The following is a 21776-nucleotide window of genomic DNA, read 5'->3' as shown; positions in this document are numbered from 1 at the left end:
ATTTCGTGCCACTGAATATAAGAAATCCGGGCAGATTTCCAAAGCGCCGAGGCATTTTCCGCGCATTTAACCCGGGATTATGTGGCCTTCAGCCAGAAGGGCGGCCACTTTCGAGAACATTCATCAATTGCTGTAGCATGTCCGGCGACAAAGAGCGAATCTCCTTGGCCAAACGATTGGCGAAAGCCGTATATTCCGGAGGCATATCGCTGGTGTCGACGATCACGCGTGGATCTGATGCTTCCGCGAGCATGAACAGCTCTTCCGCCTCATCCCAAATGATGTTGAAATAGCCGGCAACGCGCTGCAGGAAATCGAAACTAGGTTTGCCGCGATGGCCATGTTCCAGTGCCGAGAGATAAGCAGCTGAGACACCTATGGCCGCCGCCATCTCGGCCTGCTTTACGCCTTTGCGTAAGCGCAGCTCGCGCAATGCTTTTCCAAACGGTGTCATGCCCCGGTTCCGGTTCGCCGGCTAAGGCGAACATACAGCGCGCCATCTCCACCATGTTGTCGAGCTGCCGGCTCATAGGATGAAATCAGGAAACGGAATTCCGGTTTGGAGAACCAGAGTGGAACGGCGCGCTTCAACGCACCTTCACTGCCAAACGAACTTCCCTTACCCGTAATTACCAGCACGTGCCTCAGACCACGATCATGCGCCCGCAGCAAGAAATCCAAAAGTATGCCATGTGCCTCGCTCTGAATGAGGCCATGCAGATCGACACGTGCTTCCAACGCCAGATGCCCACGTGCCAGCTTCCGCTTGACCGGCTTTTCCAGAGGATGATGGATTTTCCGATTTGGCTGGAGAGTTTTAAGCGCCGTATCGACTGGGACGATTTTTTTACTGCCGGATACCAAAGAGAAGTCCTTGCCTGGCGCATCTTCTTCTGCTGGATCTTCGAAAAGCATTTCGAATTTCAACAACTCTTCCAGCCGCCCGGGCATCGCTTTGGCTGATCGAGCAACCTTCCCCCAGAGGATACGGTCTTCACTGCTCAGCTTGCGGTCGCCCTTCATGACACCAACCTCGCCGCCGCAGCTTTCGGGACAAGAATGTAAAAATCCGCTGGATGCCTGATCGTTCCAGCCTGTTCTCCGGCATCGTACCCTGAGCCGGTAAAAATATCGCCGCGTGCCGGCCCAACAATTGCCGAACCAGTGTCGAGTGCCAGCATCGTTCTCGCAAAAGACCTGCCGCCATCCAGATGTGTCAAAGTTTGCGAGCGGATGAAAAATGGAAAACCAAAGGTATGGATCAACCGATCCACCGCCAGCGATCGACCGGCCACCAAAGGCACCTTGGCGGCGGCAATCGGCCCTCGGTCAAGGCCCGCGACCGGCGCTTCCCGGAAAAAGATGTAGGAACGGTTATGCCATAAGACATCATCAACCTTAGCCGGATTCTCAATCAGCCAATCACGAATGCTCTGCATGGAGACGGCCGCCGCATCGATATCTCTACGATCGATCAGTACGCGGCCAATCGCTGAAAAAGCGTGCCCGGCCTTGGCAGCATAAGTGATGCGGCCGACGCGGCCATCGCGATAACGCAGTCTGGCGGCGCCCTGCACATGCGTAAAAAACACATCGATTTTGGATTTCGCCCACGCGATTTCCAATCCCTGCCCTTCAAGATATCCGCGGTCGATCTCGCCACGATCCGGATAGGGATCGATTTCGCCATTTCGTGATCTGGCAAAAGCGTAGGATTTGTCGATGTAGAACGGACGGTTACCATCGTTGATATCGATCAGATCCGACGGACGTCGATAAAAGGGATAACGATAAATCTCGTCCGCTGTGTCGGATACATCCACCTCGGGCTCAAAAAAGCCTGTCACGAAACCTGGTTTTTCATCCAACCGACGGATTGCAACTGGTGTGCAATGGTCTTCAAAGAAGCGCCGAGCGGCATCCGGCCCTGATAATGAAAAACCTGCAGCCGAATTTAACAGCGGCAACAGGTCATCAGTAGTCAGCCCCAATAGGCCCGGGCGATACGGTTTCACTGCCTCGATATAATGGAGACAGTCGCGCATGGCCGAAAACAGTGGAGATGGATCATCCTCACCCCAGCCGACGAGATTCGAATAGGTCGTAGGCGTCAGGACGTGGTCGATCGTGCTCATTGTTCGGATTCAGTCGCGATCAGCTTCCAGTTCGGATCACGCGAGCGGATATCACGGGCGAAGGTCCAGATATCCGTAACTTCGGCAACGGTATCAGCTTCGCCATCCACAGCAGCTCCAGCCTTATCGTATGTTGCCGAGATCAGATGGCTGACAATACGGATCGTGATCTGAGCCTCAGAGTCGTTGACGACGGCATTGACGATATCGGCCTTGTCGATGCCAACGAAGCTTGACTTGACCACTTCGTCACGAGCTTCTCGCTCGGAAATGGCGGCATCAAAACCATCGTAGACTTCTTTGGACAGCAGACCTTTCAAGGTTTTGCGATCACCATCGGCAAATGCCATCACGATCATTTCATACGCCATGCCGGCGCCCTTGGTGAATTCCTTCGGATTGAAACTCGGATCGGCCTGGATCAGCCCACGAATAGCCGAATTGAGTTCGGTGCCGGGCTTGGCAACCGCATCGACATCTGCCCAACGCTGTTCTTCGTCAACCTGATCACGGCGTGGAAGAGTAACGACCTTGTCGTCATCGGCCGCAACCGGCTTGGCGGCATCACGAGCCGAAAATGGATCAACAGGAGGCTTCTCATGGCCAGTGCGGCGGCCGAGAACGCTGCGCAGTTGCAGAAAAATCAGCACTGCAGCGACCAGAAAAAACAGTGTAATGAAATCGTTCGCGCCCATCTTCACCCGCAGTGATCATTTAAATTATTGGCTAGCTTTCACATATAGTCTGCAACTGCCGATCATTCAAATGCGGAGCCTGAGATACGGACCGCTCAAAGGACAGGATTTCAGGCGCAATGCCCCTTATTCTTTTGCCGATCATATTTCTCGGCCTGCCACTCATCGAAATTGCCGGCTTCGTAGTCGTTGGCAACGCGATTGGTCTGTGGCCCACACTCGCGCTCGTCATCCTGACATCGCTCATCGGTGCCATTCTTTTGCGCATTCAGGGTATCAGCCTCCTTCAGGAAGCCAATCGCGAAAGCCAGGAAGGCAGGCTTCCAGGAAAATCACTTGTCAGTGGCGCGATGGTGGTGGTTGCAGGCGTGCTTCTCATCCTTCCCGGCTTTTTTACCGATATTGTCGGGCTGCTGCTTTTCGTTCCGCCAGTTCGCCATTTTATCTGGTCGCTGATTGGCAAACGTGTTGTCGTTATGCGCACGTCCCGAGGTACTTCCGCTTCCTACCGCGCTGGCAATCCCGAAAATACGAGGCAACCTGAGAAGCCAAAGGTGCTCGATCTGGATGAAAACGATTTCAGCCGCGGTCCCAATCCGTCATCTCCCTGGTCCGGTCCCGATAATCGCAAGGACTGAGCAAACCATCACCTTATGCCGCAGGGTTGTAAGCATTAAACCGAAATGTTAGACGGCCTCACAGTTCAAAGTCGCGAGGAATTCCAATGGCAAACGAAACAGAGACCCAGGCTTCCAATCCGTCGCTCAGCATCCTTGCGCAATATACGAAGGATCTGTCCTTTGAAAATCCAGGCGCGCCACGTTCGCTGCAGGCTCGTGAGACGGCGCCGGCGATCAACATCAATGTGAACGTCAATGCCAACCCGCTGTCGGATTCCGATTTCGACGTGGTACTGACCCTGAACGCCCAGGCGATGGAAGGCGACAAAGTCGTGTTCGCAGCCGAACTGGTTTATGGCGGCGTCTTCCGCATCACCGGCTTCCCTCAGGAACACATGCTGCCGGTTCTTTTCATCGAGTGCCCGCGTCTGCTCTTTCCGTTTGCCCGCCAGATCATTGCCGACGTAACCCGCAATGGCGGCTTCCCCCCTCTGATGATCGATCCAATCGATTTTGCGCAGATGTTCACGCAGCGTATCGCCGAAGAGCAGACCCGCTCCAAGGTTCAGGCACTAGACAGCTAATCTGATAAGTCAGACCATCCATAAAGCCCGGCTCAGACCGGGCTTTATTATTGCTGGTACTGTTTCCAGATTGCCTTTTCGCCCATCGTTGCGATCAGTTTCTGATGGGCATCCATATCGTTAGCGGACAAACGTATCGGCAATGGCCGCGCCCGCGGAGGAATATCAACAACGATGTCGTCGTCTGCTTCCTCGATCACCTTGATCACTTTCTTTTCTTCTACCAGGCCAAGCGCAGTCTGCCGGCCGCCGATCATCTCAATATAAACTTCGGCCAAAAGCTCGGAGTCGAGCAAGGCTCCGTGTTTTGTTCGGTGCGAATTGTCTATGCCGTAACGACGGCAAAGTGCATCGAGCGAATTCGGACCCATTGGATGTTTGCGTCGTGCCATCGACAGCGTGTCGATAACCTGCTCGCTTTGCACCGGCGGCACGCCAAGTCTTTCAAACTCGGCATTAATGAAACCGATGTCGAAGTTTGCGTTGTGCGCGATCCATTTGGCGTCGTGGAAAAACTCCTGAAGCTCGTCAAGAATCTCCGCGAAAGTTGGCTTGTCTTTCAGAAAGTCATCTGTCAGTCCATGGACCGCCAACGCATCTGGATGCACCTTTCGGTCACCGGGCGAAATGTATTTATGAAAGGTTCTACCGGTCGGAAAATGATCGACAAGCTCGATACCGCCAATTTCGATAACGCGGTCAACCTTGGATTCAAGCCCCGTGGTTTCGGTATCGAATATGATCTCACGCATCGGTTTTCTCGCTCAATTTTCCCGCCCGAAGGCTTTTGATGATCTGCCGAACTCTGGCTCGGGCGGTATCCAACCCGTGACCGGTATCGATCAAAAAATCGGCTTTTTGACGTTTTTCCTGATCAGGCATCTGACGTGCCAGAATGAGCTCAAACTTTTCTTCCGTCATGTCAGGCCGCGCAAGCACCCGCTCACGCTGTATCTGTGGATCGCAAGTGACTACGACAATGGCATCGACCGCATTGTGTCGTTCAGTTTCGAAGAGGAGCGGAATATCAAGGAGCACCATCTCGGCGCCCTTTTGGCTTTCCCTATCCAAAAACTGGCTCTCCCGCTGTCGAACCAGCGGGTGAACGATGGCTTCAAGTCTTTTGAAGCCATCAGCATTCGCAGCCAGCTGTCTGGCCAATGCCTGTCTGTCAACGACCCCATCTCTTATCGCATATGGAAATGCCTCACCAACGGGCTCGACAGCATCTGATCGATAAAGGTCATGCACAACCGCGTCCGAATCGTTGACTGGAACTCCTTCTTCCGCAAAGAACTTTGCGGTTGTTGTTTTGCCCATTCCAATCGAACCGGTGAGACCAATAATGATCATCAATGGCGATCCATATCATCGATAACAAGTTGGCGAAGCGTCTCATCGACAATGGGCCTGCGCCCGAACCATTTTTCAAAACCGGGAACGGCTTGATGCAGAAGCATGCCCAGTCCATCCACCGTTGAAAAACCTTGCGCCTCCGCCTGAGACAAAAAGCTGGTCTTCAGCGGCACGTACACAATATCAGTGATCAAGGCATCCGGTGAAAGCGGACTGAAATCCAAAGTCATAGTTTCTGAGCCGTCCATGCCGAGTGATGTGGTATTCACAAATAGCCCGGCGCCTTTCATCACCTCGGACAGTGCGTCCATCGAATGCGCATAAATGCTTGAGCCAAAATGATCGGCAAGCTGACGGGCGCGATCGACAGTGCGGTTGACGACATGGATTTCCTTGATGCCACGATTGCGCAGTGACTGGATAACCGAGCGGCTGGCACCGCCGGCTCCCATAACAACTGCGCTGCCCACGTGATCCCAACCCGCCCTATGATGATCGAGATTGGCCGTAAAACCATGACCATCAGTATTGGTCGCATGTATCAACCCGTCTTCCAGCCAGAGCGTATTGGCAGCTCCCAATTCCTCTGCAAGCGGGTCGGGCCTATCAGCAAGACGGAAGGCTGCCTCCTTATGAGGAATGGTGACATTACCACCGCGGTGTCTCTCACCCCTTCTTAGCTCGGCGATGAACTGGTAAAAATCTTCGGGCTTTACCTCGAGAGCTTCGTAATGCCCTTCAATACCAAACTGGCCGAGCCAGTGGTTGTGAATAATAGGAGAACGCGAATGGCTAATGGGAAAACCCGTGACGAAGGCACGGAGTTTGGTTTCACGTGAATCAGCCATGGATTGCCCCCAGCTCGCGCAATTTTTCTAGTAGAGCCAGCATCGGCAGTCCGACGATCGTAAAATAGTCACCATCGATCTTGGAAAATAGCTGAATACCTTCGCCTTCCAGCTGGTAGCAGCCGACGCTCTTCAATACGGTCGGTCCAACGCGGCTCACATAATAATCAACGAACGCTGGCGACAGGTCACGCATGGTCAGGTCGGCATGGCCAACATATTCCCAGATAATTTCGCCATCTCGAACGATAACGACGGCGCTGTTCAGCCGATGAGTTTTACCCGACAGAGAAAGAAGATTCGTTTTCGCTTCCGCGAGATCGGCTGCCTTGTGATAAATTCGCGAGCCCAGCGACATTGTCTGATCCGAGCCGATAACAAAGCTGCGTGGGTGTGATGACGCCACATTCATTGCCTTTGCCTCGGCAAGCACCATTGCCACGCGTTTGGGGTCAGCATTGACGAGACCCTCTTCAATTTTCCGCTCATCGATATTCGCCGCCTGATGCTCAAAGGTCAGGCCGGCATTGCTCATCAGCATACGCCGGAAGGGACTGGAAGATGCGAGAACAAGGGGATCGGTCACGGGTCATCCTGGATTTAAAGCCTTTGGAATCGCCTTAACGCAGCCTCGGCCGTAGCGCAACGATAGCGGCCGCTGTCTCCTCTATGGAGCGGCGGGTCACATCGATAATCGGCCAATTATGACGCGTGCAAAGTGCGCGCGCATATTTGAGCTCTTCGTTAATCGCAGCCCGATCTACATAATGTCCACGATCATAAGAAACCGATGTTCCAAGTTCGCGGTTCTCCCGAACTTGGGAAATTCGATCGGTTGTTGCAACCAGTCCAACAATTACCGGACGGGTGGCGTTGAGCAAGGCGGGCGGCAAATCTACGCCGGGCACGATTGGAATATTGGCAGCCTTGATGCCACGATTTGCGAGATAGATGCTCGTTGGTGTTTTAGATGTTCGGCTGATGCCGATTATGACCACGTCCGCATCGTCATAATCCTCCGGTAGTTGCCCATCGTCATGATCCATGGCGAAGTTCAGAGCTTCGATACGTGCAAAATATTCGGCATTGAGAACGTGTTGGGCTCCCACCCGGCGGGGAGAGGGCGCACCCAGAAAATTCTGAAACACGGCCATGACCGGCTCCAGAAGATTGATTGTCGGAACACTCATCTCTCTGCATCGAGTCTCGATCAGCGCTGCCAAGTCGGCGTCCATGATCGTGTAAATGACAATGCCTGGCGTTTCGTCGATTTCTTCGAGAACAGGTAAAAGCTGCTTTCGATTTCTGATCAGAGGATAGACATGTTCAACCGGCACCGCGTTGGTGAACTGAACTGCTGCCGCACGCCCTGCTGAAACGAGAGTGTCGCCGGTTGAGTCAGAAATGAGGTGCAGATGGAAGAAGTTTTTCCTGTTCTCCACGCTAAACATGTTCCCCTGTTGATAGTCCGGGAGAGATTGGCGGCATGATATGAGCCGCCGCCGGCCGCTCGGATAACTGCCGATTTATCCACATATCGAGATCGATCGGAAAGGTTTTCGCCGTAGATATCGAAGCAGTGGACAATTGGTCGCTATCAATCGGCAATTCACAACTTATCCACAGACAGCGACTGATTATCTTTAACTTCAAATAACTGATTATAAATGCATATTTCTGATTCTCCAAGTTCCATCCCAACCCAATTCGATATTGTGCGCGAACGCCCTATTGAATCCGGTACTGGTGGAAAAGTCCGGCAAAGGCTTTAGTCCTTGCTACTCACAGACTCTAAGAAATAGAAGAATCCTTTATATAGGATATTTAATTTTAGGAGACCTGCGTGACCGAAGTGCGCCGAACGATCCTGCAAGTGCTCGACGGGAAGACCGTCTCACCTCCCCCGATCTGGCTGATGAGACAGGCAGGACGTTATCTGCCGGAGTACAGGGCGACCCGCGCGCAGGCCGGAAGCTTTCTGGATCTCTGTTACAATCCGGAACTGGCGGCAGAAGTCACCCTGCAGCCAATCCGGCGTTATGGTTTTGATGCGTCAATTCTGTTTTCCGACATTCTCGTCATTCCCGACGCTCTGAGAAGGAATGTGCGTTTCCTGGAAGGTGTCGGACCGCAAATGGATCCGATCGATGCTGACGGTATCGGCAAGCTCGATGCTTCAGACGTCATGGCGCATCTTGCGCCGGTTTTTGAGACCGTCAGGCGGCTACGCCGTGATCTCCCCGCACAGACAACGCTCTTGGGCTTCTGTGGAGCGCCGTGGACTGTTGCGACCTATATGATTGCCGGAAAGGGCACGCCCGATCAGGCACCCGCCCGCTTGTTCGCCTACAAGTATCCGAACGAGTTTGCATCGCTTCTCGACCAGCTTGCCGATATTTCGATCGATTATCTGGTTGGTCAGCTGGATGCTGGTGCTGATGCGTTGCAGATTTTCGATTCCTGGGCAGGAGTGCTGGGAGAAGGAGAATTTGCTGCCTTTGCCATTGCGCCCGTCGCCCGGATCATCGCAGGCGTTCGTGCACGTCGTCCGGCCGCAAAGATTATTGCCTTCGCCAAGGGGGCTGGTTTCAACTTGAAAACCTACCGGCAGAAGACCGGTGCCGACGCGATTGGCCTCGACTGGTCAATCCCATTGAGCTTTGCCGCCGAACTGCAAAAAGATGGTCCAGTGCAAGGCAACCTCGATCCCATGCGGGTTGTGGCGGGAGGTTCGTCGCTCAACGATGGGATCGATCGCATTCTTCAAGTGCTCGGAAATGGACCGCTGATCTTCAATCTGGGTCACGGCATTACCCCGGAAGCCAATCCGGATCATGTGACAGCGCTTGTCGAGCGCGTCCGGAGTTTTGGACGATGAATGAGGAGAGGCAGACGGATGAGAAACCCGGGCAGCGCGCCAAGCGTCGCGCCGCCGCTGCTATAGCTATTTTCGTGGCCCTGCTTGTGGCGGTTCTGTTTTGGCGACCAGATGATCTTTTTCTCTGGATAAAGGCCCTGCACGTGATCGCCGTCATCTCCTGGATGGCTGGCCTTCTCTATCTACCCCGACTGTTCATCTACCATACGGACGCCCCTGTCGGTTCTCCTCAGTCTGAAACCTTTAAGATGATGGAGCAGCGTCTTTACCGCGTGATCATGAATCCTGCGATGATGCTATCATGGATACTGGGATTGTATCTGGCCTGGACGGTCTACGAATTCCAGGGCGGTTGGCTCCACGCAAAGATCGCCATGGTCGTGCTTTTAACCCTGGTGCATGTGATGTTTGGACGCAGCATGCGGCAGTTCGCCGTCGATGGTGCTCGCAAATCCGCGCGGTACTGGCGTCTGGTCAACGAAATACCAACTGTATTGATGGTCGCTATCGTGATTTTCGTCGTCGTAAAGCCGTTCTGACGTCTCTGTGTAAATATTTGCCGTTATCCCCCCCTTGCGGTAAGGGGGCGGAATCGCTATTTTCCCGGCCATCTCTTCTATCGTGCATGTGTGCAGGTTCACTGTCTGCGGTTTTGTCCGCGGGATTCGAATTCCACCGACACGGCTTCCCCTCAAAATTGAAATGGTCCTTCCTTCATGGCTGAAATGAAGCTTCAAGAACTTAAAAGCAAATCCCCGACCGATTTGCTGGCCTTCGCCGAATCAATGGAGGTCGAGAACGCCAGCACCATGCGTAAGCAGGAGTTGATGTTCGCTATATTGAAGGTTCTTGCCAGCCAGGACGTAGAGATCATTGGTGAAGGTGTCGTGGAAGTTCTGCAGGATGGTTTTGGCTTCCTGCGTTCCGCCAATGCCAACTACCTGCCGGGTCCGGACGATATCTATATCTCCCCCTCGCAGATCCGCCGTTTTTCGCTTAAGACCGGTGATACTGTCGAAGGTCCAATCCGCGGCCCCAAGGAAGGCGAGCGTTATTTTGCTCTTCTGAAGGTCAACACAATCAATTTCGACGATCCGGAAAAGATCCGTCACAAGGTTCATTTCGACAATCTGACACCGCTCTATCCGAATGAACGGTTCAAGATGGAGCTCGATATCCCGACGTCGAAGGATAATTCTGCGCGCGTTATCGATCTCGTCGCGCCACTGGGCAAGGGCCAGCGCGGCCTGATTGTTGCACCGCCACGCACGGGTAAGACCGTCCTGTTGCAGAACATCGCCCATTCCATCACCGCCAATCATCCAGAGTGTTATCTCATCGTTCTTCTGATTGATGAACGTCCGGAAGAAGTGACGGATATGCAGCGTTCCGTTAAGGGCGAGGTCGTTTCGTCGACCTTTGACGAGCCTGCGGTTCGCCACGTTCAGGTTGCCGAAATGGTTATCGAGAAGGCAAAACGTCTGGTCGAGCACGGCCGTGATGTCGTCATTCTTCTCGACTCGATCACCCGCCTTGGTCGAGCCTACAACACAGTCGTACCGTCTTCCGGCAAGGTTTTGACGGGTGGTGTTGACGCCAATGCGCTCCAGCGCCCAAAACGTTTCTTTGGTGCAGCCCGTAACATTGAGGAAGGCGGTTCGCTCACCATCATTGCTACGGCCCTGATCGATACCGGCAGCCGTATGGACGAAGTCATTTTCGAAGAGTTCAAGGGAACCGGTAACTCGGAAATTGTTCTTGATCGCAAGGTTGCCGATAAGCGCATCTTCCCCGCTATGGATATTCTCAAGTCGGGCACGCGTAAGGAAGACCTTCTGGTACCACGGCAGGATCTTCAGAAGATCTTTGTTCTTCGCCGTATTCTTGCACCTATGGGCACAACCGATGCGATCGAGTTCCTCATCGACAAGCTCAAGCAGACGAAAAACAATGGCGACTTCTTTGAATCGATGAATACCTGATCCTTAGCCGGATTCTGCCACGCGTTGAGGTTTGAATAATGCCGGCCGATGATACGATCTTTGCCCTGTCGAGCGGTTCTCTGCCGGCAGGGCTTGCTGTTTTTCGGATTAGTGGATCGAAAGCCATATCGATCGCCGAAAAGTTGGCAGGGCCGCTTCCCCTTCCTCGTCATGCCTATCTGCGAACGGTAAGGAAGCTGGACGGAAGCGTCATTGACCGTGGTCTGGTGATCACCTTTCCTGCTCCCAATTCGTTTACCGGAGAAGATTCTGTTGAGCTCCATCTCCATGGAAGCCAGGCAATTGTATCTGCGCTTTACGCGGAATTGACTGTCGCAGACATGAGATTGGCCGAGGCGGGGGAATTCTCTAAACGCGCCTTAGAGAATGGCAAGCTTGATCTCGTTGAGGCTGAGGGTCTGTCCGACCTTCTGCGTGCGGAAACCGAGATGCAGCGCCGTTTGGCGCTTGAGCAAAGTGATGGCGGTCTTTCGGCCGTTTATGAGGGCTGGGCACGTGAGTTGACAAGGGCGAGAGCTCTTATTGAAGCCGAACTTGATTTCGCTGATGAAGATGATGTGCCGGGCTCAGTTTCTGAGACGGTATGGGCCAATGTCTATCGGTTAAAGCGGGAAATTGATGCTCAACTTGTTGCTACACATTCTGGGGAAATTATCCGAGATGGGTATCAGGTAGCCATCGCTGGTGCCCCAAATGTTGGGAAGTCCAGTCTGTTAAACGCCCTGGCCAATAGAGACGTGGCAATCGTCACAGAAATAGCAGGCACAACGCGAGACGTCTTGCATGTAGACCTGGATCTAGGCGGATTTCTTATCCGATTTTTCGATACGGCAGGTATTCGCGAAACTGAAGACATTGTTGAGAAAGAAGGTATACGCCGCGCTCATCTCGTTCTTGAACGGGCGGATCTTATTTTGTTGCTCAATGACAAGGAAGAACCGAACGACGCCTTTGGTCTGCCGGACGCAATTCCTGTTTGGCGTGTCGGTACGAAATCCGATCTCAGCCCCCGGGCAGTCGGCTCGGACATCGAGATATCGACAAGGACCGGAGATGGTCTTGATGAGCTTAGAGCGGCTATTTTGGCCAATGTTGCCAAACGATGGGAGGCAATCTCATCATTGAAGCCTGGCCGGATCAGGCATGCGCAGTTACTAGAAAGCGCTTCCAATTTTCTCGAAGAAGCATTAGAGGGTTCGCAACTGGATATGCGGGCGGAATGCCTGCGCTTGGCAGCCGAGGAATTGGGCCGGATTACCGGCAAGGTGGATGTCGAGCATCTGCTGGATGTTATTTTCTCGGAATTTTGCATTGGCAAATGATTCACGTGAAACAATCTGATTCGGTTTCGAAATGAATGGAGCGGAATGTGGCGAGTTATGATGTCATCGTTATCGGTGGCGGCCATGCCGGCTGCGAGGCTGCAAGCGCTGCTGCCCGTACGGGCGTGCGAACAGTTCTCATTACCCATCACATTGCGACTATTGGCGCCATGTCCTGCAATCCGGCAATTGGCGGCCTGGGTAAAGGACATCTTGTTCGGGAAGTTGATGCACTTGATGGACTGATGGGCCGGGTGGCCGATGCTGCCGGTATTCAGTTTCGTCTTTTGAACCGAAAAAAGGGCCCGGCGGTTCGTGGTCCACGGACGCAGGCAGATCGCAAGCTTTATCGGATTGCCATGCAAGCCGAGATACTCAACCATCGCAATCTCGATGTTGTCGAGGGTGATGTGTTTGATCTTGTCACCAGCAACGACAAAGTCTCGGGTGTCATACTGAAAGACGGCCGAATTTTTGACACTGGAGCAGTGGTTCTGACAACGGGCACCTTTCTAAGGGGGGTGATCCATATCGGTAACGCAAAGACGCAGGCAGGGCGCATGGGAGAGGCACCGTCTCTGGGCTTGTCGGATACTCTGCTAAAGCTGAGCTTGCGTCTTGGGCGTCTGAAAACAGGTACGCCTGCCAGACTGGATGGCCGAACCATCGACTGGGACAGTCTCGAAAAACAGGAGGCCGACGAGGTTCCTACGCGGTTCTCCTTTATGACGGATGAGATAAAGAATCCCCAGATCGCGTGTGGTGTCACACGCACGACAAATGCCACGCATGCCATCATCTCAGACAACATTCGTCTTTCTGCAATGTATTCGGGTGAGATTAAAGGGGTTGGACCCCGCTATTGCCCATCGATAGAAGATAAAATTACGCGTTTTGGTGAACGGGATGGTCATCAGATTTTCCTGGAGCCAGAGGGCCTAGATGATCCGACCGTCTACCCGAATGGAATTTCCACCTCTCTGCCTGCGGAAGTTCAGGATGCATTCATTCGCACCATTCCCGGTCTGGAAAAGGTTAGAATCGTACAACCGGGCTATGCGATTGAGTATGATCATATCGATCCCCGCGAGTTAAGCCAGAGTCTCGAAGTGAAGAAGCTGCGAGGTCTTTTTCTGGCCGGCCAAATAAACGGCACCACCGGATACGAGGAAGCGGCTGCACAGGGTCTCGTCGCCGGACTGAATGCTGCCTTGCTTGTCGGCGATCGCCCGTCAGCAGTATTCAGTCGCACTGAGGCCTATATTGGAGTGATGATCGACGATCTGACATCGCGGGGAATTACCGAACCTTATCGGATGTTCACGTCGCGTGCAGAATACCGCCTGTCACTTCGCGCTGACAATGCGGATGTCAGGTTGACGCCGATTGCAAATGATTTGGGAATTACCTCGCTTTCGCGACGGGAGCGTTTTGGCCAGTTTGAGAGCGATCTGACGTCCGTTCGTGAGCAGTTGAAGGCGGCAACCCTCACCCCTCAGGAAGCGGCAAGGTTTGGTATCAAGGTGAATCAGGACGGTCAGCGGCGAAGCGCTTATGAATTGCTGTCCCATCAGGATGTCGGCATGGATCTTTTGCATCGCGTATGGCCAGATCTTTTAGGTAAGCCGGCTAGCGTATATGATGCTTTAGAAATTGAGGCTGGTTATGCAGTATATATGGAACGGCAGGAATCTGGAATTACCGCTACGCGGCGTGAAGAACAACGGCTGATACCCGATAATTTCGACTTTAGCGGGCTTAGCGGTCTATCAAACGAACTTAAGTTGAAGTTGGCGCGCACCAAACCTCAGAATATGGCCCAGGCCGCCGCCGTGGATGGAATGACACCTGCGGCTCTGGCATTACTACTTGCGGTTCTCCGAAAAAATGATGTGCAACGCGCCCAACGAGTCTTTTGAATGCAGATAAACGTCAAAGATGTTTCACGTGAAACATGGGAAAGATTGGAGCATTTTTCTGCGCTTTTCCAGAAATGGTCGAAGGCTATAAATCTTGTCGCTCCGTCGACGCTGCCTGACCTTTGGCGCCGGCATGTTGCTGACAGTGCGCAAATATTTCAACTTTCGCCAAAAGCGCAAATTTGGGCTGATCTCGGATCAGGTGGCGGGTTTCCGGGCATAATAACCGCTATTTTCCTGAAAGAACTGGGCGGTGGATGGGTTCATCTGGTTGAAAGCAATCAAAAAAAGGCTGCGTTTTTGCGGCAGGCATTGCTTGAAACGGGTGGTTTGGGTAGCGTACATGTCTTGCGAATCGAAGATGCTCCTGCCGCTATTGGTCAGGTCGATGCAATTTCAGCAAGAGCGCTTGCTGATCTGGACCTTCTGTTCGATTTTTCCGAACCTTGGATGACTCAAAATCTTGAATGTCATGCTTTTTTCCATAAAGGACGGGATTACCGTCAGGAAATAGCGAAAGCGAATGGTCGTTGGCGGTTTGATCTGCTAGAACATCGCAGTGCCGTTGAAACGGATTCCATCGTTTTGGAAATCGAAGGCCTCCGGCGCAAGGTCAACTGATCATCCGGATAGCAGAATGAGCGAGCTCAATCGAATCATCACGATCGCCAACCAAAAAGGTGGCGTCGGTAAGACTACGACAGCAATCAATCTTGCAACCGCCCTCGCCGCTATCGGTGAGCAGGTCTTGATTATTGATCTCGACCCCCAGGGGAACGCTAGTACAGGCCTCGGTATCGACCGCCGCGATCGGAAACTGTCGTCATTTGATTTGATGATGGGTAGTCACACCGTTTCGGAGACGGTTGTAGCTACAGCGGTTCCAAACCTGTTTATCGTTCCATCGACTATGGATCTTTTGGGTCTTGAAATGGAGATCGGGCAAGCCTCTGACCGCGCATTCCGACTCAAAAGAGCGTTGCAGTCGGATGGCTCACAGTCATTCTCCTATATACTATTGGATTGCCCACCCTCGTTTAACTTGTTGACGATCAATGCCATGGCGGCTGCGCATTCCGTACTTGTGCCACTGCAATGTGAGTTTTTCGCTCTTGAAGGTCTTAGTCAGCTTCTTGAAACTGTTAATCAGGTGAAGCAGACTGTAAATCCCGCTCTGGATATCCAAGGTATCGTGTTGACGATGTTCGATATTCGCAACAATTTGGCCCAACAGGTGGTCAATGATGTGCGCACTTATCTGGGCGAAAAAGTCTATCACACGCTCATTCCTCGAAATGTCCGCGTGTCGGAGGCGCCTTCATATGGAAAGCCTGCTATCCTTTATGACTTGAAGTGTGCCGGCAGCCAAGCCTATCTGCAGCTGGCATCGGAAGTGATTCAGCGCGAACGCCGTCGAAAAGCGGCCTGATCGGCTGTTGTGGGACTTTGATATGAGTGATGATATTTCGAAACGTCGTCTGGGTCGTGGCCTTGCTGCACTGATTGGCGAGATGGATCAGACCACGCCGGTTGGTGAGGCCCCCAAAGCAGTTAGCGCTGATCGCCTCGTGCCTATCGAGCATATCAGTCGTAATCCTCGCAATCCTCGTCGTTATTTCGACGAAAATGACCTGCAAGACCTTTCGAGTTCAATTCGACAGCATGGTATCGTTCAGCCGGTTGTTGTTCGCACTGTTGGTGAAAAATTTGAGATTATTGCCGGCGAAAGACGTTGGCGGGCGGCGCAACTGGCCGGTCTGGTTGAAATTCCGGTTATCGTTCGTGACGTGGACGACCGTACGGCCCTTGAGATTGCTATCGTTGAAAACGTCCAGCGTGCTGATCTTAATCCGCTCGAGGAGGCATTGGGTTACGAGTTGCTTGTCGCTGAACATGGCTACACGCAAAACGATCTTGGCGACATTATCGGGAAAAGCCGTAGCCATGTTGCTAACAGCCTGAGATTGCTGAAACTTCCGACGCCGGTTAGAGAGATGCTTGCGGCCGGTGATCTTTCTGCCGGTCATGCCCGGGCATTGGTTTCCACTTCGGATCCTGCAGGTCTTGCGCGCACGATTGTTACAAAAGGCATGTCGGTGCGTGATGCCGAACGTCTCGCACAAAATGATATCAAGGCGCAGACGCAGCCAGCATCAATGCCAAAGATGGATCAGAAAGATTCAGACACTCTGGCTCTGGAGCGTACGCTTTCCGACTCATTAGGGCTGGATGTTACCATCAATCACCGCGGTAGCGGTGGCCAGGTTCGCATTTCTTACAAGACATTGGACCAGCTTGAAGAAATCTGCCGCCTGCTGGAAAAGCGCACTTAACCCGCTCTATTTTAGGATAGAGCGCAGTCGGCTATCTGTGTCGTGCGGATTGAAGCGTGATCGACATCAGAAGATGAAAAGCGATGCTGTCTTCAAGAGACTGCCGCTGGCGTGTCTGCAAGATTGCCGTTTGAATACGAGCCGATTCCCTCGCAATTGCCTGTGGTGTCCAACGTCTCAAGGCCCGTTCGATGATGGGTTTGCGTCGAAAATGGATATGGCGACCCAGTGTCTGCATGATTTGCGCGGGCTGAGCATTTTTCTCATCCATTTCCGATCTCATGACGTCCAGCATCTGGAATTGGCGCAGGCAGGACTGCAGGATGAGGAAGATAGGCGTTTTGGATGCAACAACCTTCGCAAAGGCAAGACTGAGGCTTTCCACGTCTCCGTCCAGAACGGCATCGACCGCATCGTCAGTCGAGACGGCACTGGCATCGCCGATGATATCAACGACGTGTTGTTCATCGATTGTCCCCTGACCTCGCCTAAAGAGCGCAAGCTTTCGAATTTCGCCACGTGACGCAATACGATCACCACCAAGCGCCTCCAGAAGCCTCTCGCGCCCAGCAGGTGTTATATTAAGTCCTTCTGTTTTTAGTTCTTCATCGATGAGACTATTCATCGCGCGCGCATCATCGGCATAACACGGTACGGCGGCCACCGTTCTGGCGGATTCGGCGATCTTGCGGACACCGCTGCCTTTTTTGACGTCGCCAGCCTCGATGAGGAGAATATTATCGGATGGTGCTCCGCTGGACAGCGCCTGCAGCGCATCAACCAGCGGTTTTTCGGTTCCGCCAGCCCTCACCCAGATGAGCTTCTTGCCGCCGAAAAGGCCAAAAGCTCCGACCTCGTCTGCCACTCGAGCCGGATCGCCGCTGAGGTCGCTTGAGTCAAGCTTGACCATCGCAAATGGATCATCGGTGGCAACGCCACTCTTGGCCGCAATTATTGCAGCACGTTCGGATACGAGCCCGCGATCCGGTCCGTAGACCAGAAAAATCCTGTAGCTTTCGATGCTTGATTTGGAAAAGCGATCGAATTCGTGCGACTTGATTTCGACCATGGTCGGCCGCCTTATTGGCGGCCGAGGGTCGTTGCTATATCGCCTCTGATGAACTCCGCGAGCTGCTTAGCAGCGCGATCTTCGGCATCGCGATAAGCGCGCATTTCGGCAAATTCCTGAGCAGATATATCGAGGAGCGACGTAGATCTGCGCTGTGCAGTTCGCAAAATCTTGCCGTCGCTCACCCGCGTGAACGTATAGGTTCCCGTCAACGTGACGCGGCCTGGAATTAGATTGTTCGTAACCTGCTCATCCAAAACGTTCTGACGAAATGATGTGACGGTCAGCGCAAGATTGTATTCCGGTTGCTTGCTTTCTCCCGCTCCACCGGATGTCAGGAAAATCAGTTCATTGCGAACGGTCTGGGTCACACGATCAGCGGCCTGAGAAAAGCCGACTGAAGCGAGTTTTTGTCCTGTTCCGCTGCCGTTCGAATCAACGGCATAAAGCGGTTTAACCTGGCAGCCGGCCAACGCCACCAGAACAGCGGCGATAGACGCCGTGCGGCCGATACGAAGCAAATCTTTGGTGACGTTAGACAACAATGTTCACGATCCTCTGTGGGACAACAATGATCTTTTTCGGGGACCGCCCTTCGAGCGTGACCTGCACCGCATCCAGTTCAAGCACAGCCTTCTCCACTGCACTTTGATCCGCGTCGCGAGCGATTGTCAATTCAGCACGCTTCTTGCCGTTGATCTGAACCGGCAGGAGAATCTCGTTATCGGCAACGAGAGTGGTGTCGAATGACGGCCAAGCCGTTTCCGCCACCATGCCTGTACCGCCGAGAACTTTCCAACATTCTTCTGCAAGGTGTGGTGTCATCGGTGCCACGATCTGCACGAGGATTTCGGCAGCGTTGCGCACGGCGGCGATATAGGTGGCATCCTTGCCGCCAGCGGCGACATTTGTAAGCGGGCCCGCCAGCGTGTTCACGAGTTCGTAAATGCGTGCCACAGCCTTGTTGAACGCCAGCTTGTCGAAGTCAGCCTGAACAGCTTGCAGCGTCTTGTGCGCTGCCTGCGAGATTGGCAGAGCCTCACCTTCTTTAGCCGGATTCGCTTCGATGGCAACGAGTGTGTCTGCCGCTTCCGAGATCAAACGCCAGACGCGCTGGACGAAACGATGGGCACCTTCGACGCCTGCTTCGGACCAGATGACGTCGCGTTCCGGGGGAGAATCCGAGAGAACGAAGAAACGCGCCGTATCGGCACCGTATGAGGCGATGATATCGTCTGGATCCACGACGTTCTTCTTGGACTTCGACATCTTTTCGATGGAGCCGATTGCAATCTCCTCATTTGTTGAGAGGAGATAGGCTTTGCGGGTACCGTCGACTTCCTCGATGCGCAGATCAGCCGGGGCTATCCATTCGCCGTTCTGGCCGGATCCCCTGCGATAGGTTTCGTGCACCACCATGCCCTGTGTGAAGAGACCCTTGAATGGCTCGCTTACGCCGACGTGACCGGTCGCCTGCATGGCTCGGGTAAAGAAGCGCGAATAAAGCAGGTGCAGGATCGCGTGTTCTATGCCGCCGATATACTGGTCCACCGGCAGCCAGTGGTTGGCGACAGCCGGATCGGTCGGGTCGTTTTCCCAAGGCGCCGTGAAGCGGGTGTAATACCAGCTGGAATCGACGAACGTATCCATCGTATCCGTTTCACGACGGGCATCGTGGCCGCATTGCGGGCAGGCAACGTGGCGCCATGTGGCGTGGCGATCGAGCGGATTGCCAGGTTGGTCGAACGTTACATCGTCGGGCAATTGCACCGGCAGGTTCTTCTTCGGAACCGGCACGACGCCACAAACTTCGCAATGGATGACCGGGATGGGGCAGCCCCAGTAACGCTGGCGGGAAATCCCCCAATCGCGCAGGCGGAAATTGACCTTGCGGCTCGCCTGGGGTGCGTTGCCCAGAACCTGTTCGGAAAGTTTTGTCGCAACCGTGTCGAATGCGGCTTCCGTAGTCATGCCGTCGAGGAAGCGCGAATTGATCATTACGCCGTCGCCGTCATAGGCTTCGTCGCCGACCGTGAAGGTTGCGGCATCGCCATCGGCGGGCATGACCACCGGCACGACAGGCAGGGCGTATTTGCGAGCGAAATCCAGGTCTCGCTGGTCGCCGGAAGGGCAGCCGAAAATGGCGCCGGTGCCGTAATCCATCAGCACGAAGTTGGCAATGTAGACCGGCACTTCCCAGTTGGGATCGAGCGGGTGTTTAACGTTGAGGCCGGTATCAAAGCCTTTTTTTTCTGCCGTTTCCAGCGCAGCCAGCGATGTGCCGGCCTGGCGGCATTCTTCGCAAAAAGTCTGCGCATCTGCATTCTTTTCGGCAATCGCGCGGGCGACCGGGTGATCGGCAGCGATCGCCAGGAACGATGCGCCGAACAGCGTGTCAGGGCGGGTTGTATAAACCTCGATGTCTGTAACGCCGCTTTCAGCCTGGCTGTCAGCCGTCAGTTCCCAGCGCAGTGCCAGGCCCTCGGAACGGCCGATCCAGTTCTTTTGCATCAGCCGGACCTTTTCCGGCCACTGATCCAGCGTGTCGAGTGCGTCGAGCAGGTCTTGGCTGAATTCGGTGATCTTGAAGAACCACTGAACCAGTTCGCGCTGTTCCACCAGTGCACCGGAGCGCCAGCCGCGACCATCGATCACCTGTTCGTTGGCCAGCACGGTGTTATCCACCGGGTCCCAGTTGACCTTGGACTGCTTGCGATAAACGAGACCCTTTTCCATCATGTCGAGGAAAAGCATCTGCTGACGGTGATAATAGTCGACGTCGCAGGTTGCGAACTCGCGTGACCAGTCCAGCGAAAGGCCCATCGCCTTCAGCTGCTTCTTCATCGAAGCGATATTCTGGTAGGTCCATTCCTTGGGGTGAACCTTGTTGTCGCGGGCAGCGTTTTCCGCCGGCATGCCAAAGGCATCCCAGCCCATCGGGTGAAGCACGTTGTAACCGCGCGCCCGCTTGTAACGTGCGACAACATCGCCCATCGCATAATTGCGCACGTGGCCCATGTGGATGCGGCCCGACGGATAGGGGAACATCTCGAGGACGTAATATTTTTCGCGAGAATCGCTATTGTCCGTCTGGAAGGTTTTTGCGTCATTCCAGCGCGACTGCCAGCGAGGCTCGGCGTCGCGCGGATTGTAACGTTCACTGGCCATTTTTATTGATTTCCGGAATATGATGCGTTTGGGCTGACCTTCACCACGAAACCACCCGAGCGTCAAGTTTTGCCGGGTCTTTGATCAGGTCGAAAGGCCGGAAAGGCTTGGCATTCTGCCCTCTGCCGGGTAATCGCTGATCTGAATACATGCTGGAGATACCAATGACTGTCGAACAGAGACTCGCCGAGGTTCAAGGCCGTATCAAGGCTGCGGAGAAATTCGGTCGCCGATCGTCCGGCGAGGTTCAGTTGGTCGCCGTCTCAAAAACATTTGAGGTTGAGGACATTCGTCCGGTGGTCGCCGCCGGCCAGCGCATTTTCGGCGAAAATCGGGTGCAGGAAAGCCAAGCGAAGTGGCCGATCCTCAAGCAGGAAACACCCGGTATCGAACTGCATCTCATCGGTCCGCTGCAGTCCAACAAAGCGGCCGAAGCGGTCGCACTGTTCGATGTGATCGAAACGGTCGATCGGGAAAAGATCGCTGCGGCTCTTGCCCAGGAGATGAACATACAGGGCCGAAAGCCGAGGCTCTATGTTCAGGTCAACATCGGCCTCGAGCCGCAGAAGGCCGGCATCACGCCCAAGGATACTGCCGCTTTCCTGCGGCATTGCCGCGAGAATCTTTCGCTCGAGATCGAAGGACTGATGTGCATACCGCCGGCCGATGATCATCCGGGTCCGTATTTCGCATTGCTGCGAAAGCTTGCGGAGGAAAACGGCATCGCAAAACTGTCGATGGGCATGTCCGGCGATTTCGAAACCGCCATTCAGTTCGGCGCCAGCAGTGTGCGCGTCGGTTCGGCCATCTTTGGCGCACGATAAACCGGTCTCCGTCCTTCGTCTG

Annotated in this window: 23 protein-coding genes; 11 read left to right on the top strand and 12 right to left on the bottom strand. The window is 53.9% G+C overall.

Annotated features, from left to right (window positions below; genetic code table 11):
* Positions 1-88 precede the first annotated feature (88 nt).
* Genes ACRQ1B_RS26875 through ACRQ1B_RS26860 form a run of 4 tightly spaced genes read right to left on the bottom strand, consistent with a single transcriptional unit; the run spans position 89 to position 2830 of the window.
* Positions 89-454, bottom strand: a complete 366-nt coding sequence (locus ACRQ1B_RS26875; RefSeq protein WP_432297215.1) for a helix-turn-helix domain-containing protein — start codon at positions 452-454, stop codon at positions 89-91.
* Positions 451-1023, bottom strand: coding sequence for a Smr/MutS family protein (locus tag ACRQ1B_RS26870; RefSeq protein WP_432297213.1), 573 nt, complete (start codon positions 1021-1023; stop codon positions 451-453). Before ACRQ1B_RS26870 ends, ACRQ1B_RS26875 begins: the two co-directional genes overlap by 4 nt.
* A complete protein-coding gene (mltA, locus tag ACRQ1B_RS26865; RefSeq protein ID WP_432297212.1) occupies positions 1020-2135 on the bottom strand; it encodes a murein transglycosylase A in 1116 nt (371 codons plus the stop codon). Before mltA ends, ACRQ1B_RS26870 begins: the two co-directional genes overlap by 4 nt.
* The gene (locus ACRQ1B_RS26860) at positions 2132-2830 is read right to left on the bottom strand and encodes a Tim44/TimA family putative adaptor protein (RefSeq protein ID WP_432297211.1); all 699 of its coding nucleotides are present in this window, start codon (positions 2828-2830) and stop codon (positions 2132-2134) included. The genes mltA and ACRQ1B_RS26860 overlap by 4 nt, the downstream gene beginning before the upstream one ends.
* A gap of 119 nt (positions 2831-2949) precedes the next feature.
* Between ACRQ1B_RS26860 and ACRQ1B_RS26855 the strand changes: the two genes are divergently transcribed.
* Both ACRQ1B_RS26855 and secB read left to right on the top strand, forming a co-directional pair.
* On the top strand, positions 2950-3468 hold the full coding sequence (locus ACRQ1B_RS26855; protein WP_432297209.1) for an FxsA family protein: 519 nt from the start codon (positions 2950-2952) through the stop codon (positions 3466-3468).
* An 86-nt stretch (positions 3469-3554) separates the two neighbouring features.
* Entirely contained in the window at positions 3555-4034 is a 480-nt protein-coding gene (gene secB, locus ACRQ1B_RS26850; protein WP_432297208.1) for a protein-export chaperone SecB, read from the top strand.
* Between the two features lie 47 nt (positions 4035-4081).
* Here secB and dnaQ read toward each other — a convergent pair whose 3' ends face one another.
* From dnaQ to ACRQ1B_RS26825, 5 genes are read right to left on the bottom strand one after another with little or no spacing between them, the layout of a single operon-like run.
* Positions 4082-4786, bottom strand: coding sequence for a DNA polymerase III subunit epsilon (gene dnaQ / locus ACRQ1B_RS26845; protein WP_432297207.1), 705 nt, complete (start codon positions 4784-4786; stop codon positions 4082-4084).
* On the bottom strand, positions 4779-5387 hold the full coding sequence (gene coaE, locus ACRQ1B_RS26840; RefSeq protein WP_432297205.1) for a dephospho-CoA kinase: 609 nt from the start codon (positions 5385-5387) through the stop codon (positions 4779-4781). Before coaE ends, dnaQ begins: the two co-directional genes overlap by 8 nt.
* Positions 5387-6238, bottom strand: a complete 852-nt coding sequence (locus ACRQ1B_RS26835; protein WP_432297203.1) for a shikimate dehydrogenase — start codon at positions 6236-6238, stop codon at positions 5387-5389. Before ACRQ1B_RS26835 ends, coaE begins: the two co-directional genes overlap by 1 nt.
* Positions 6231-6824, bottom strand: a complete 594-nt coding sequence (locus tag ACRQ1B_RS26830) for a Maf-like protein (protein ID WP_432297202.1) — start codon at positions 6822-6824, stop codon at positions 6231-6233. Before ACRQ1B_RS26830 ends, ACRQ1B_RS26835 begins: the two co-directional genes overlap by 8 nt.
* A gap of 34 nt (positions 6825-6858) precedes the next feature.
* Entirely contained in the window at positions 6859-7680 is an 822-nt protein-coding gene (locus ACRQ1B_RS26825) for a pyruvate, water dikinase regulatory protein (protein WP_432297275.1), read from the bottom strand.
* Between the two features lie 401 nt (positions 7681-8081).
* Between ACRQ1B_RS26825 and hemE the strand changes: the two genes are divergently transcribed.
* From hemE to ACRQ1B_RS26785, 8 genes are all read left to right on the top strand, one after another.
* Positions 8082-9116: a uroporphyrinogen decarboxylase gene (gene hemE / locus ACRQ1B_RS26820; protein WP_432297200.1), complete on the top strand. Its 1035-nt coding sequence runs from the start codon at positions 8082-8084 to the stop codon at positions 9114-9116.
* Positions 9113-9655: a protoporphyrinogen oxidase HemJ gene (gene hemJ, locus ACRQ1B_RS26815; RefSeq protein WP_432297199.1), complete on the top strand. Its 543-nt coding sequence runs from the start codon at positions 9113-9115 to the stop codon at positions 9653-9655. The genes hemE and hemJ overlap by 4 nt, the downstream gene beginning before the upstream one ends.
* A gap of 177 nt (positions 9656-9832) precedes the next feature.
* Positions 9833-11098: a transcription termination factor Rho gene (gene rho, locus ACRQ1B_RS26810; protein WP_112730558.1), complete on the top strand. Its 1266-nt coding sequence runs from the start codon at positions 9833-9835 to the stop codon at positions 11096-11098.
* A gap of 38 nt (positions 11099-11136) precedes the next feature.
* Positions 11137-12441, top strand: coding sequence for a tRNA uridine-5-carboxymethylaminomethyl(34) synthesis GTPase MnmE (gene mnmE / locus ACRQ1B_RS26805; protein WP_432297198.1), 1305 nt, complete (start codon positions 11137-11139; stop codon positions 12439-12441).
* A 47-nt stretch (positions 12442-12488) separates the two neighbouring features.
* Positions 12489-14360 (top strand): tRNA uridine-5-carboxymethylaminomethyl(34) synthesis enzyme MnmG, encoded by a 1872-nt coding sequence (gene mnmG / locus ACRQ1B_RS26800; RefSeq protein ID WP_432297196.1) that lies wholly within the window; start codon positions 12489-12491, stop codon positions 14358-14360.
* Complete coding sequence (rsmG, locus tag ACRQ1B_RS26795; protein WP_432297194.1) at positions 14361-14981, top strand: 16S rRNA (guanine(527)-N(7))-methyltransferase RsmG; 621 nt, start codon at positions 14361-14363, stop codon at positions 14979-14981.
* A gap of 16 nt (positions 14982-14997) precedes the next feature.
* Complete coding sequence (locus ACRQ1B_RS26790; protein WP_432297192.1) at positions 14998-15789, top strand: ParA family protein; 792 nt, start codon at positions 14998-15000, stop codon at positions 15787-15789.
* A gap of 22 nt (positions 15790-15811) precedes the next feature.
* Positions 15812-16693 carry a ParB/RepB/Spo0J family partition protein gene (locus tag ACRQ1B_RS26785; RefSeq protein WP_432297191.1) on the top strand — a complete coding sequence of 294 codons (882 nt, stop codon included), beginning with the start codon at positions 15812-15814 and terminating at the stop codon, positions 16691-16693.
* 31 nt (positions 16694-16724) lie between these two features.
* Here ACRQ1B_RS26785 and holA read toward each other — a convergent pair whose 3' ends face one another.
* Genes holA through leuS form a run of 3 tightly spaced genes read right to left on the bottom strand, consistent with a single transcriptional unit; the run spans position 16725 to position 20930 of the window.
* Positions 16725-17762, bottom strand: a complete 1038-nt coding sequence (holA, locus tag ACRQ1B_RS26780) for a DNA polymerase III subunit delta (protein ID WP_432297189.1) — start codon at positions 17760-17762, stop codon at positions 16725-16727.
* An 11-nt stretch (positions 17763-17773) separates the two neighbouring features.
* Entirely contained in the window at positions 17774-18304 is a 531-nt protein-coding gene (locus ACRQ1B_RS26775) for a hypothetical protein (RefSeq protein ID WP_432297187.1), read from the bottom strand.
* The gene (gene leuS, locus ACRQ1B_RS26770; RefSeq protein WP_432297185.1) at positions 18297-20930 is read right to left on the bottom strand and encodes a leucine--tRNA ligase; all 2634 of its coding nucleotides are present in this window, start codon (positions 20928-20930) and stop codon (positions 18297-18299) included. The genes ACRQ1B_RS26775 and leuS overlap by 8 nt, the downstream gene beginning before the upstream one ends.
* Before the next feature lie 164 nt (positions 20931-21094).
* Here leuS and ACRQ1B_RS26765 point away from each other — a divergent pair, with 164 nt between their 5' ends.
* On the top strand, positions 21095-21754 hold the full coding sequence (locus ACRQ1B_RS26765) for a YggS family pyridoxal phosphate-dependent enzyme (RefSeq protein WP_432297184.1): 660 nt from the start codon (positions 21095-21097) through the stop codon (positions 21752-21754).
* The last annotated feature ends 22 nt before the right edge of the window (positions 21755-21776 follow it).

Origin of the sequence: Endobacterium panacihumi (assembly GCF_050847465.1) — a bacterium.
In the GTDB taxonomy this organism is placed as follows: Bacteria; Pseudomonadota; Alphaproteobacteria; order Rhizobiales; family Rhizobiaceae; genus Neorhizobium; species Neorhizobium panacihumi.
The sequence above is the reverse complement of the archived record's forward strand: the minus strand, read 5'-3'. Positions and strand labels throughout refer to the sequence as shown.